This is a genomic window from Vibrio sp. OPT46, from assembly GCF_015163535.1.
Lineage (GTDB): Bacteria > Pseudomonadota > Gammaproteobacteria > Enterobacterales > Vibrionaceae > Vibrio > Vibrio alginolyticus.
This window is the reverse complement of sequence record NZ_JADDYG010000530.1, coordinates 22,284-35,599: the sequence shown is the minus strand read 5'-3', so window position 1 is coordinate 35,599 and position 13,316 is coordinate 22,284. Positions and strand designations below refer to the sequence as shown.

Here is a 13,316-nt window from a genome sequence, read left to right as displayed (position 1 = left end):
GGCTTATGAAAAAGCGCAAAAGCGTCACCGTCATTTGGAGAAGGTGAATGATACTTTGCGAGCTCAAAACTATGAGTTTGCAGAGTTAGCGCATCGAGATGCTTTGACGGGCGCGATGAACCGATATGCTGTGCAACACTGGCTGGAACAACAATCTCGTCAGGTTCGCTGGGGGCATAACACCTTCAGTATTCTCTATTTGGACTTGGATAAGTTTAAAAAGGTGAACGACAAATTTGGGCACCAAATGGGGGATGACATATTGCGCGAATTTGTCATGGTGGTAGCGACTTCTATTTACTCAGACGATCGACTCGTTCGTTGGGGCGGCGAAGAGTTTGTCGTATTTTGCCCTGATACCAATATTGAACAAGCGCTAGAGAAGGCAGAAATGATTCGCAAAAATGTGGAGGATCATTTGTGGGTGCACGGTGAATCATTAACTTGCAGTATTGGCGTTGCCCAAATGCAGAATGAACGCGTCTCAGAAACCATGGCGAGAGCTGACGAAGTGTTGTATCAGGCGAAGCGCAATGGTCGCAACCGAGTGGAAGCTCATTATGGTTTACTTGCTTGCGAAAAGAAGCAAGCCTGATAGTCGTTCACTAAAAGGAAAGAAAAAAGGTGGCCAACTGGCCACCAAGAGGGAAACTGCTGAACACCACTTAGGGGGGGAAGTTTGGGTTATCGATACGATTACCGTGAGCAGCAGTGTAATGCTAATCGAACTTGCTATTTTTACCAGAACAACCAAGCGAAAAGCGTTAGTGCAGCAATACAGGCAATGTTTAATACGAAACCAATTCGCATCATTTCTTTTTGCTTGATATGACCCGTACCGAACACAATCGCGTTTGGAGGTGTTGCAACTGGTAACATAAATGCACAAGATGCAGCGACGGCAATCAGTGCAGAGAGAATAACCGGAGACATGCCTAAGGCTTCTGCAATGGTCGCAAATACAGGGACAAGTAGCGCAGCACTGGCGGTGTTACTCGCAAACTCAGTTAAGAAGACAACAAAAGCAACCACTGCAAGAATCGTTAAGAGAATACCGGCTTGCTCAAGGAAGCCTGACAAGCTATGAGCTAAAAATACGCTTGTTCCGGTTGCTTTTAGGACGTTACTCAGACAGATACCACCACCAAATAGGATTAACACACCCCAGTCGGTTGTTTTCTCAATATCTTTCCACTCGACGGCGCGAGAAGCACCAAGTAGAAGGATGGCGCCAATAGCTACAAGAGTATCGAACTTCGCGAAGCCACCCAGCATAGCGTTAATAGGCTTACTGAATATCCACAACGTCACGGTCAGTAAGAAAATCGCCAACGTAATCATTTTGCCGTTTGTCCATTCGACTGGTTGATGGTCAAGGTCAAACTTGTGGCTAAGGTCAGGCTTAGTCATCGTGTACAATACGAGGATAGCGATTGGCATTAATACTAGGGAAATAGGTACACCAAACTTCATCCATTCAGTGAAGCTAAGGCCAACTTCAGCTGCTGCAATTGCGTTTGGTGGGCTACCAACCAGTGTTGCAATACCACCAATTGAAGCACTGTAAGCGATACCGAGTAGAACAAACAAAAAGGTGTTGTGGTTTTTCTTAGCGTCTAGCTTTGTCATCACACCCAGCACAAGCGGTAACATCATCGCGGCGGTGGCGGTGTTTGAAATCCACATTGACAGGCCAGCACTCACACCAAATAGCATGAATACAGCGACAGACATTTTTCCTCTTGCCAGCAATAGTACTTTATCTGCAATAGCTTGATCTAACTTTTGTTTATGTAGAGCCGCAGCTAGTGCAAAACCACCCAAAAATAGAAAAATGATGGAGTTGGAAAAGTTATTCAGTGCGGCTTGAGTGTTGAACACACCCAAAAATACCGCAAGTAGTGGTATGAGCAGCGCAGTAATGCTGACGTGAATCGCTTCGGTTAGCCACAAAATAGCAACAAAAACTAAGATGCTCAGGCCGGTTACTACTTGTGGTTCAAAGGGTAAGGTATTAAACAAGATAATGAACAATAGGATATTCGCGTTCAAAATCATGCTGTTGCGAGTGAAGAACCAATTCTTCAATGTCACAGCGAGTGCGGTCATGGGTAGTGCTCCTTTTGCATTGCCTTTTGTCGGTTTTTTTATGGCAAAGTAACTGACTTGTAGTTATTTATTGATGAAATGTTACTTTGAATGCGAAAAAGAGTTTTGCCTGAATCGTAGAGCAAATTAGAAAGTGTGATGTTGAGAATTGGAAATGGGTAGAAAACTACCCATTTGTTTTATAGAAATGTTACTAGGCTTGTGAGCCACGTTATTCCTCTATTCGACGGGGACTTGAAGAGGCTCGTTAGCTGCTTTATTTGGCTCTTTTACTGCGACGATAGGTTCTTGAGGGCCAAGAAACTTAGGCTGCGTATTGATAATATACAGGTCTAAAAACGCTTTCACACGGGCTAGCAGTTCTCGAACACGCATCGATGTTTTTTGCTTGTTGGCCGTCGGCCCTGCTACCGCGAGACACTGTGCATCAATGCTGTAAGCATCAGCGATGAACAGTGCGCGTTCGCAGTGAAAGCGTTGAGTCACAATCAGAAATCGCTCCGAAGCAAAAATTTTTTTTGCTCGTACAATCGAATCTAAGGTACGAAAGCCAGCATAATCAAGGTGAATCACTTCTTCAGGCACGCCTGCTTTAAGTAAGTCGCGTTTCATTGTCCACGGTTCGTTGTATGAACGGTGGGCGTTATCACCACTCAATAAAAACTGTTTTACTTTACCTTGGTTGTAAAGCTCAATCGCCGCATTAATGCGATGAGTGTAGTAAGTGTTGAGGATCTTTCCGATGTATTTACTGGTACCAAGAACTACGGCAACCTCATGTTGAGGGATTTGCTCGTATTCAGTGAAAATGCTCTCTTTGGCTTGTAAAACCACCCACCGGTCGATGGCAATAACAGAAACAAGCAGACTAAGTGCAGAGATCGACAAAATCAAAGCAAATCGCTTCCAGGAAAATTTCAGCTTCCACTTTGATCTTATGCGAGAAAATAACAAAACGTTTTATATCCTTAACTAAAAATGTAGTTCTCATCATATCTGATAGAAACAAAAAGAGAGAAGCCCATTTATGCCAAAATCTGGTTAGGATGATAAAAAAATAAAAGCCCCTACATGGTAGGGGCTAATTATTAAACGAATTGTCTCAAGCTTAGAACGCAGTGCGTTTGTAACGGCGGTAAACAGGTTGCCAGAACGACTGTTCAATTGCCACGTTCAATGCTTCATCAGTAATTTCTAATGCGACACCTTGTTCAATTGCCTTTTTACCAACGGCAAATGCGATTTTTTTCGATACTAAGTGGATCTCTTCTAGTGGTGGAAGTAGAGCCCCACGACCGTTGATTGCTAGAGGAGAACATGTTGCGAGCGCGCGGCTTGATTCCATTAGCATCTCGTCAGTGACACGTTTTGCATTGACAGCAAGTACACCAAGGCCAATGCCTGGGAAGATGTAGCTGTTGTTACATTGTGCAATAGGGTAAGTGCGACCTTCATGAACCACTGGCTCAAATGGGCTACCTGTTGCAACCAGTGCTTCACCATTTGTCCAACGAATGATGTCGTTCGGTGTCGCTTCCACGCGGCTTGTTGGGTTCGACAATGGGAAGACAATCGGACGCTTACAGTGTTTATGCATTTCTTCGATGACTTCTTGGCTAAATAGGCCAGGCGCACCAGAAACACCAATTAGTACCGTTGGCTTGGCGTTACGCATAACATCGAGTAGTGAGAAGCCATTTCCTTCATTTTCCCACTCTTTCGTATTGGTATGCTTTTGCACCAAGCGTTGTTGGAAATCAAGAAGGTTAGGCATGCCTTCTTGTAACAGACCCCAACGGTCAACCATGTAAACTTGTGAGCGAGCTTGCTCGTCAGAAATTCCTTCCGATACCATTTGTGCGATGATCGCTTCTGCGATACCACAACCAGCAGACCCTGCGCCTAGGAAGGTAATACGTTGTTTAGAAAGCTGAGTTCCTGCTGCTTTACAGGCGGCAAGTAGAGAGCCAACAGTAACAGCTGCAGTACCCTGAATATCATCATTGAAGCAACACACGCGGTCTTTGTAACGCTCTAGAAGAGGCATCGCATTTTTCTGAGCAAAGTCTTCGAACTGGATCAAAGCATCAGGCCAACGGCGCTGTACCGCTTGGATAAACTCTTCTACAAATGCATCGTATTCTGCACCCGTAATACGAGGATGACGCCAACCCATGTACATCGGATCAGCTAAGCGTTGCGGGTTATTGGTACCCACATCAAGCACGATTGGTAGCGTGTAAGCAGGGCTGATACCACCACACGCGGTATATAGTGACAGTTTACCGATAGGAATACCCATGCCGCCGATACCTTGGTCACCCAAGCCAAGGATACGTTCTCCATCTGTCACAACAATCACTTTAACGTTGTGGTTTGCTGCGTTGTTCAGCAAGTCGTCAATACGGTCACGGTTCGGGTATGAAATGAACAGACCGCGACCACGACGGTAAATGTTAGAGAAGTTTTCACATGCTGCGCCAACAGTCGGCGTGTAGATGATAGGCATCATCTCAGAAATGTGATTTTGCACTAGGCGGTAATACAATGTTTCGTTGGTGTCTTGGATATTACGCAGATAAATGTGTTTATCCATATCGCTTTCGAAACTTTTGTATTGCTGGTAGGCACGTTCCACCTGCTCTTGGATAGTTTCGGTCGACTCTGGAAGCAGACCTTCTAAGTTGAATGAACTACGTTCTTCAGCAGAGAATGCACTGCCTTTGTTCAAAAGAGGGGTTGCTAAAAGAGCCGGACCCGCATATGGAATATATAGTGGGCGTTTATCGTTGTTCATTGGGTGCCTTATGTAGGGTTGAAGGATGCGCACCAAATTTTAACGGGTTCACTATTTAGTTGTAAACATGCGTTGATGCACATCAATGTAATGTCGCAAAAAAATTCAGATACCGACGAAAATATCGGCAATATTGGTTGTTTAGAGATACCTAAAGCAGGATTTTTTTACTTGGGTATAATGTTTTGCATCATCAAATCAAATCCAATTTCTATGTTTCAACTACCTATCGACAGCCTGCAAGCTGAGTTTGACCATCATGTAAGGCTTAACCATCTTGTGGTGGAAGCCGAAACCGGGTCGGGTAAATCTACCCGCTTGCCCATGTGGGCGGCAAAACACGGACGCGTTCTGGTTATTGAACCACGTCGAATTGCTTGTACCTCGCTGGCTGAATTTCTTGCGGAGCAATCTGGAGAGCCAATAGGTCGCAAAGTCGGTTACGCGATCAAGCTTCATGCCTACTTTGATGAAAAAACCGAAGTTGTATTTGTCACTCCGGGGGTTGCACTGCGTTGGTTTTCGGAAAACAAGCTAGCAGACTTTGATGTCGTGATAGTGGACGAATTTCACGAGCGACGCTGGGATATTGATCTATTAACCGCCATTTTGAAGCAAGGAAATCAACATCGATTGATCGTCACTTCCGCTACCTTAGAAGGCGAAAAGCTTGCTCGTTACCTGAATGCTAAGCGTCTGCGTTCGGAGGGACGTTGCTTTCCAGTCACGGTGACACATCGTTCCACAGACAGCCGCTATTTACCGAACAAAAAGGGATGTGAACAGGAGGTTGTCGGAGCGGTAAAAGAAGCACTGGAAGATGAAGGTGGCGATATTCTTGTTTTTCTCCCAGGACGCAAAGAGATCACCCAATGTGCTCAGATGCTACAAAGTTGCGGCGATGTCATGGTGGTTAAACTTCATGCCTCGGTCAGTGATGAAGAACGACATCGTGCGCTGACGGTACAAAAGCAACGGAAAGTCGTATTGGCAACCAACGTCGCGGAAACCTCTCTGACCATTCCTAATATCCGTGTGGTAATCGATAGTGGTTTAGAGCGCAGAACTGTACAACGAAATGGACGTACAGCACTGACATTAACCAACATTTCTAAGGCCAGTGCCGCGCAGCGAATGGGGCGAGCAGGTCGCGTTACCGAAGGGGCTTGTATTCGTCTATATGGTGAGCACGCGCCTTTAGAGTTGGTGACACCTCCAGAATTACACAGAGAAGAGCTCGTCGAGCCCATGCTGGCAGCGGCTTGTTGTGGGTACCGTCTCTCAACACTCGATTTTCTCGACTCAATTCCCCCAAAGTCGCTAGAGGCATCTCATTCGACGTTGTTATCCATGGAAGCGATTGATGAGGATGGCAATGTCACGCAGCACGGGAGAAAAGTATATCCACTACCTATTGATGCACTGTTTGCCGATCTCGTTACCAGAATTCAAGCGAAGCCAGAGAAGGAAGCAATGATTGATTTGGCTGCCGCCTTATCTGTGCCTGCGCAGCTCTATCAGCGACAAAGTGGTGAAGTCGCTGAGCTTCTATCTCAAGATGAGCCATACGGATGTGATGCCTCTTTACTGATCCGTTTGGTTCGGGGGGAGCAACTCTCAGGCATTATCATTGATGCTAGCGCGCTCGAAGAGGCACAAGGTTTAGCGAAACAAATGCGAGAAGTGTTTGAATTGCCGGAACTTGACGTTGCCTCTCGATATAAACGTGAAGCGCTCTTTTTCTCCATCGCCTCATTGCACCCTGAGCTTGTGTTTGTCCGACGAGCTCGTCGAAGGGATGCTCTAGGAAATGGCGTAGTCGAGATGCTGGTTGGGCGTAACAGCCGCTTTCCTGATAAAGAAGAAGCGGCCATCGTGCTAGATAGCCATAGCGTGCCAGGACGAGGTGTTAAGCAAACACTAAACCTCGCATCGGTTATGATGCCTATCCCGCTGACGTTATTACGCGAACTTGAGCTAGGGGAGTGGCAACAAGGTGAGACGAATTATGAAGAAGAGACCTCAAGAGCAACGATGCACTTGGTCTACGCCGGGCGAATAATCTGTACTGAACATCAAGCGTTAAAAGGTGATGTGGCAGTTCAGTCTATTGTCGAAATGATAGAAGACGAGACACTGTTACCAGGTTTTGCTTCTCAAAGAAAACAGCAAATCCAACACTGGAAACTCTACAACGCATTGGGCCTTAATGCCGAAGGAGAAGAGGTTAACGACTTGGCCTCCTTGACATTTTCTAGCTGGTTAAAGGATCAGTTGGAAACATTAGGCGTTGAAAACACCGATGATATGGCGTTGTTTGAACCAGAAGACTTAAAATTTAACGGTGTTCCAGAATGGGAATACGACGATTTCACGGAGCAGTACCCTTTAGAACTTTCGCTGCCAGAACTCCAACTAGATGTCGAGTATTACGCGTCTCGTAAGCTGGTACAGGTCGTTTATCGAGAGGGAAACCGTAAGGGAGACCCGAAGCGTTGGGAGCTGCCACGTTGGGCTGGTTGGAAGATACAGTATAAAAAGGCCAGTCGAGTGATTGATGTAAAGTAGGTCGGGGGATGACGTTGTGACAAGAATTGATATTTTCTTGGTGAATCTATAATGATTTCATATTGATATCGTTACTTACGTGTTGTTTTTAGTTTCTTAATTGAAATATTAATCAATTGAATGCTTATATATGGCGAAGCTGTACATCAGTTGTTACAAAGCTGGTTTTAATATTTCCTTTTGTATGTAAATTAGGGCATAAAAGACGAATGTTTTATATCCCATTGCTATATCAAAACAGTTGAACGATATTTGGTATATCTCATTTTCGAGTGTCGGGGGCATAGAATGGATCAACAAGGAAAGACGTGCATTGAATTCGACTACACTAGCTTTTTAGGGGCGACAGGTAGTAAAAAATGGACCTTCTTAGAGGCATTTGCCACCATCGCGCCTATTTTCGGTTTGATGTGGAAACAGAACATTGCGGAATTGAGCAAGCCTGAAGATCGGTTGTGGGATGCCGCATTAAAATCGATGTCTTCTCGTAAAAGTGATGAATCCAATTTGGTCCGCTTAACCCAGTTAGCTAAACATGAAGGGATCAATGAATTGCGAGTCGTTATGCCATATTCGCTCGATGTTCAGCAAATCGAGTACATAGAATCTCGCAGTCAGTTGAAGGTGGATACGTCAGAACAAGATGTTCTTAACATCAAGTTTTAGGCTGAGTATTTCCACTTCATCGATGTACTACTTAACAATAGTGCAATGAAAAGCGACCTCAAAGTAGGTCGCTTTTTTATTTTGAGGTTTTTGTCACAGGTCTTGGAAGTGTGATGAATATAGAGTATTTGCACTTAAATTAACAAAAATGTAACGTTTGGAAATGCAATTGTCATAACTAGCTTCTAACTTTGTGTTTTTAGGACAAATTACCGACTAAGTGGTTGGTACTGTAAGTTCGAATTAACGTCCCTTATTGGCACACAAGGATGATTGAGTCACCACGTCATTTGGGCATAAAAACAAACACAATAAGAAAGGAAGTCAATATGTCTTTGTCTCGTCGAGACTTTATGAAAGCTGCCTCTTCAACGGCGATTGTTACCGGGCTGGTGGGCTGTGGTAGCGATGCTAGTGAATCTGTTGCGGTTACCTTTGAGCACGGAGTGGCGAGTGGAGATCCTACTCAAACACAAGTAATCATTTGGACTCGTGTTACAACCTCAGCGAGCTACGCAGATGTAAACTGGCAAGTTTCATCTAACGAAAATTTTACTGATATCGTGCAAAGTGGCACTTTTGCCACAGACACGAGCCGAGATTTCACGGTAAAAGTCGATGTTCAAAATCTCAACGCAAATTCTCGTTACTACTATCGATTCATGGTTGGTGATGTCACTAGCGAAGTCGGGCAAACTCAAACATTACCAGAAGATGGTGTAGAAAAGGCATCCATGGCGGTTGTTTCTTGTGCAAACTATCCTGCTGGCTATTTCCATGTGTACCGAGAGATTTTAAATCAACATGAGCAAGACCCGTTTGATGTGGTGCTTCATCTCGGTGATTACATATATGAGTATGGTGCTGGTGGCTACGCTAATGAAGATGCTGAGGCACTAGGGCGAGAGCCAAGCAAAGGCACTGAATGCATTACCTTAGATGATTACCGAAAACGGTATGCGCAATATCGCCAAGATGCTGATCTGCAAGCGTTACATGCGAGCCTACCAATGATTGCAGTCTGGGATGACCATGAGCTTGCAAATGATAGTTGGAAAAATGGTGCGGAAAACCATCAAGAAGAGGAAGGCAGTTTTAATGATCGTCGTGCAGCTGCGGCTGCCGCGTGGACAGAATGGTTGCCCGTTCGTGAAAACACTTTCTCAAACATGCTGATTTACCGTCAGTTTTCGTTTGGAGGTTTAGTCAATTTGATGATGCTCGACACGCGACTTGTGGGGCGTGATAAACCGTTGGATTATTTCTCGCTCAGCTCACCAACGATGGAAGCTATTGGCGGTTTAGTTGCTCAGTCGCGCAGTCATGACCGAGAGCTGTTAGGCGGTGACCAACTCGCTTGGCTGATGGATGCGTTCAGTACGCACGACGCAACTTGGAATGTGCTAGGGCAACAAGTGTTAATGTCTCGTATGGAGTTGCCAAGTTCGGTTATGACCGCGATGTTTCAATTGTTTACTGCCACTGAAGAACAAAAAACAGAGGCGTTATTAGCGGTAAACTCTGCGATTACGGGTTATCTCTCTGACCCAAGTTTAGATACCATTGCTTTGCCATATAACCTAGATGCATGGGATGGTTACTACGTTGAGCGAGAGAAAGTTTATCAACTGGCCAAAGCCAGCAGTGGTAACTTTGTCTGCTTGGCAGGAGATACGCACAACGCATGGGCAAGTGAGCTTAAAGACATATCTAAGCATCCTATCGGGGTAGAGTTTGCGACTAGCTCTGTGAGTTCCCCTGGGTTAGAGGCCTACCTCGCGTTAGACCCTGTTGCGATCGCTCAAATGGAATACACGCTGCCGCACTTAGTGTCAGAATTACAGTGGGCAGACATCAAACAGCGTGGCTTTATGCGCGTTACTTTTACGCCCGACAAGGCAGAGTCGACCTGGTATTTCGTATCAACGATTAAAGACAAAACATATCAGGTGACGACCAAGTCAGCCTCTACAACAGATGGCACTACGTTAAATATCGGCTAAGGTGAGCCTAATACGAAAAAAGTCCGCAGGCTAGTGCGGACTTTTTATTGGAAAGCGTTTAGCAATCTAGCGACAGTGCTAGTCAATCAATCCGTATTCTTTGCTCAGAACCTCGATGATTTCCGCTTTCGGATTCTCACTCAAATGAATCGGCTTGCTTGTAATCTTCTCGGCAATACCAATGTAAGTGCTCGAAATCGCCATCAAAGATTCGACGGGCAAAGCATTATCACGAGCGAGAGCTTCGCGCTCAGGCATACGTTCTTTGTTTAGCAAGATATCTGGGTCAGGGAAGTGGTTAAGTAGGAACTGGCGGAAACCTTCTTTTGAGTTCTCTACGATGTGACCTGCTTGGTACTCTTTAGCATCCCATATACGAGACGAGTCTGGTGTACCCACTTCATCCATGTAAATCAGCTTTTCATTGCCAGCAGCATCATGAACATAACCAAATTCGAATTTGGTATCGACAAAGATTTGGTCGATTTCTTCTAACGCTTGGCTGATAACGTTAAAGCCTTCTTTCAGCAATTTTTCGTAGAGTGCGATATCGTCAGCGCTTGAGAAGTTAAATGCTTCGTAGTTGTCTACGATGTTTTGACGAGTAATATTTACGTCATCCGCTTCTGGCACACCGGGAATGCCTTTTAGAATGCCTTTTGTGGATGGGGTCATTAGCAACTCTGGCAGTGCTTTGTCTTTTCCTAACCCTTCAGGAAGTTGGATTCCACAAAACTCGCGCTCGCCATTTGCGTAAGCGCGCCACATCGAACCCGTGATGTATTTGCGGCAGATGGCTTCGATTTTTACCGGTTTGGCTTTTTGTACAATCCAAACAAAAGGGTGAGGAATGTCTAGAATATGGCTATCTGCTAAGCCATTTTCTTTGAACAGTTTGAACCAGTGATTAGAAATCGCATTAAGCGCAGCCCCTTTACCCGGGACACCATTAAGACCACCTTCAGCATGCCAAATACAATCGAATGCAGAGATTCGGTCGCTAATCACCATGATAGCCAAAGGCGCATCTGGAGCGACATTGTATCCTTTTTCTTTGATCAGTCGGGTGCTGTCTTCTTCAGTTAACCAGTAAACTGAACGAACTTTTCCACTATGAACGGGTTTATGGGTGCGAATTGGCAGGTCGTCATTGACGGCAAGTACTTGATTAGCAAGGCTCATTGCGACATTCCTATCATCTTAATCAAACGTCAGAAAGAGAAGATATTCAGCAAAATGTGGGCGCTGAATAAATCGAATGTGGGCATCATACCAGAACTATTTTAACTCGCCAGAGAAAAAGCAAACGTTTGCCTGTTTTCTTTAATACAAAAAAAGCCCCCTTAAAAAGGAGGCGAGATGCAGGATGGATAACGTCGAACTTATTAGTGGTACTTATTAACTCTGCCTTCGACGAAAAAGACTTCACACTGATAGCGCTGCGCCATGTCGCGCAACATAGATTGATTCATAAGTGCAATTTTATTGGATGCGACAACAGCACTGGCATTGCCTGAGCGGATGGCTTTTATCACGATCTCGACTTCTGAAAGCTGTTGAGAGGGCTTCATTTGAATAACGTTTTTACAGCAAATATTAGAAGCAGTGAGTTGTTCAAAGTCTGGACGAGGGCAGTCTGCTGTAAACAAAATCCATTGTTTCTGCTGCGATAAAACAGCCAGCTTAGATAGAAGCTGATCCGAAACGGCCATGGGCTTAGTTGCTTGTGCCAATACGTTGTAACGAGAGTATGTATGAGATTGACTTTGTAACTGCATCTTACTGTTCCTTTATACATGCTGTATGTGTATACAGTAGTTTGTTTTGGTGACCTGATCAACCAGTTTCTCAAAAGTTATTTGCGGTTTTTTGAGAAGGAAATAAAAGGATTTGATTCTAAGTAATTGAATTTATGTGGTTGTTTTTCATTTTTGATATGTCTAACATCAATTTAAAAATGTGAGGTGAGTAGAAAACTGGACGAGAGACATACAGGGGTTTACTACTGTATATACAGGTGTTTTTCACGGACAATGGTTTGTATACAGTGGGAGAGGGCTGATAACCGATGCGACGTGCTATGTAAGATAGGAGGGAATACGAGATAGAGATTGGAAATAGGGCTTGGCCGATCAAAAAAGCGCCTTAAGAGGCGCCTTTGAAAATCAGTTCCGTTGATTCCGTCTTGCTTAGCTCGCTCGTTGCAAGCGTTCGCGCATTTGTAATTCGCCTTGGTTAAATAGGCGCACGTCGATTTTCGCCATGTCGTAACAAGCTTTACATGAGTAGTGGTGCTTGCCATCTAAATAATCGTGACGAGTTACAAGGCTAGGTTTTTTACACCAATCACAGGTGCCTTCTTCAGTGAACATTGATTTTCTCCCCACCTAGATTAATTTGAGTCGTTAGGTGTTATTTTGCGCCGGGCATTATGGCATAAAAGCGCGACTTAAGTTAAATGTCTGTTAATTTGTTTGAGAGGGAGATCGATTGCGGCGCTTGATTATATAGGTCTAAAAGCATGCTAGCCAAAGTATCCTGACCTATTTTTACTGTTTTGTAACATTTTGTGAGACGAGCTTAAAGGCATGATTGAGTCGCTTCATTTCTTCTTCACTGCCTCTTGTGTCAGGATGATAAAGCTTTGATAGCTGTCTATAGCGTAGCTTGATTGCTTGTAAATCAGGGATGTGTTGTGGTGTGTAGCCAAACATAGCACACGCGACGCTTAGCTTATGGTTCTCTGCCTGGGTTTTGGATTTCTTAAATTCTTTGAATACTTTCTCTAGCTGGCGTTTCAGTTGCTTGTTCGTAAACTCTAGCTCTTTTATTTTTTTCGCCATTCGTTGATTTTGGCTTTCCTCTTTGGCTTCAAGCGCTTTTCTATTCTGCTTAAGTTTCTTGATTACGAGAAAACTTAAGCCGCTGATGATTAGTATCGCCGCTAGCCAGATCAGCCATAAAAACTGCGAGTGTTCTACTTTGGGGTTTGCAACTGCGCTTTTCTCTTCCTGTGCTTGCTCAGCCTTTTTATCGAGCGACTTTATTTGCGAGACTTGTTTAGCTCGCAGTTGGTTGAAGCGCTGCTCTAACAGTTGATTATAAGCTTGTTCTGCTGCTGGATTATGCTGAGAAGCCATTTGATACAAGGCTTCAGTCAATTGAGAAGTTGT

General features: G+C 44.5%; 10 protein-coding genes and 1 pseudogene. 4 read left to right on the top strand and 7 right to left on the bottom strand.

The features are described 5' to 3' along the window. The coding region (locus IQR33_RS33930) for a GGDEF domain-containing protein (protein ID WP_228014055.1) at window positions 1-595 on the top strand (595 nt) is incomplete at its 5' end. A 143-nt stretch (window positions 596-738) separates the two neighbouring features. On the opposite strand, the gene IQR33_RS21630 is transcribed toward IQR33_RS33930, so the two are convergent. The 3 genes from IQR33_RS21630 to IQR33_RS21620 all read right to left on the bottom strand — a co-directional run bounded on the left by IQR33_RS21630 (window position 739) and on the right by IQR33_RS21620 (window position 4,906). Further along, a complete protein-coding gene (locus IQR33_RS21630; RefSeq protein ID WP_017634863.1) occupies window positions 739-2,109 on the bottom strand; it encodes an SLC13 family permease in 1,371 nt (456 codons plus the stop codon). A gap of 219 nt (window positions 2,110-2,328) precedes the next feature. Continuing rightward, window positions 2,329-3,063 carry a SanA/YdcF family protein gene (locus IQR33_RS21625; protein ID WP_005388862.1) on the bottom strand — a complete coding sequence of 245 codons (735 nt, stop codon included), beginning with the start codon at window positions 3,061-3,063 and terminating at the stop codon, window positions 2,329-2,331. 154 nt (window positions 3,064-3,217) lie between these two features. Further along, a complete protein-coding gene (locus tag IQR33_RS21620) occupies window positions 3,218-4,906 on the bottom strand; it encodes an NAD-dependent malic enzyme (RefSeq protein WP_005377977.1) in 1,689 nt (562 codons plus the stop codon). 213 nt (window positions 4,907-5,119) lie between these two features. Between IQR33_RS21620 and IQR33_RS21615 the strand changes: the two genes are divergently transcribed. The 3 genes from IQR33_RS21615 (at window position 5,120) to IQR33_RS21605 (ending at window position 10,143) form a co-directional block, all read left to right on the top strand. Then, window positions 5,120-7,474 (top strand): helicase-related protein, encoded by a 2,355-nt coding sequence (locus tag IQR33_RS21615; protein ID WP_193837435.1) that lies wholly within the window; start codon window positions 5,120-5,122, stop codon window positions 7,472-7,474. Window positions 7,475-7,762: 288 nt separating this feature from the next. Beyond that, entirely contained in the window at window positions 7,763-8,140 is a 378-nt protein-coding gene (locus IQR33_RS21610) for a hypothetical protein (RefSeq protein WP_005377965.1), read from the top strand. A gap of 329 nt (window positions 8,141-8,469) precedes the next feature. Next, complete coding sequence (locus tag IQR33_RS21605) at window positions 8,470-10,143, top strand: alkaline phosphatase D family protein (RefSeq protein WP_104979024.1); 1,674 nt, start codon at window positions 8,470-8,472, stop codon at window positions 10,141-10,143. Window positions 10,144-10,221: 78 nt separating this feature from the next. Here IQR33_RS21605 and IQR33_RS21600 read toward each other — a convergent pair whose 3' ends face one another. The 4 genes and pseudogenes from IQR33_RS21600 to IQR33_RS21585 form a co-directional block, all read right to left on the bottom strand. Continuing rightward, the gene (locus tag IQR33_RS21600) at window positions 10,222-11,325 is read right to left on the bottom strand and encodes a phosphoribosylaminoimidazolesuccinocarboxamide synthase (RefSeq protein ID WP_193837434.1); all 1,104 of its coding nucleotides are present in this window, start codon (window positions 11,323-11,325) and stop codon (window positions 10,222-10,224) included. A 203-nt stretch (window positions 11,326-11,528) separates the two neighbouring features. After that, the gene (locus IQR33_RS21595; protein WP_005377962.1) at window positions 11,529-11,921 is read right to left on the bottom strand and encodes a SulA-like leucine-rich domain-containing protein; all 393 of its coding nucleotides are present in this window, start codon (window positions 11,919-11,921) and stop codon (window positions 11,529-11,531) included. Window positions 11,922-12,332: 411 nt separating this feature from the next. After that, complete coding sequence (locus IQR33_RS21590) at window positions 12,333-12,515, bottom strand: hypothetical protein (RefSeq protein ID WP_005377960.1); 183 nt, start codon at window positions 12,513-12,515, stop codon at window positions 12,333-12,335. Window positions 12,516-12,692: 177 nt separating this feature from the next. Continuing rightward, window positions 12,693-13,316 (bottom strand): annotated as a pseudogene (locus IQR33_RS21585) (J domain-containing protein); the annotation flags it as partial.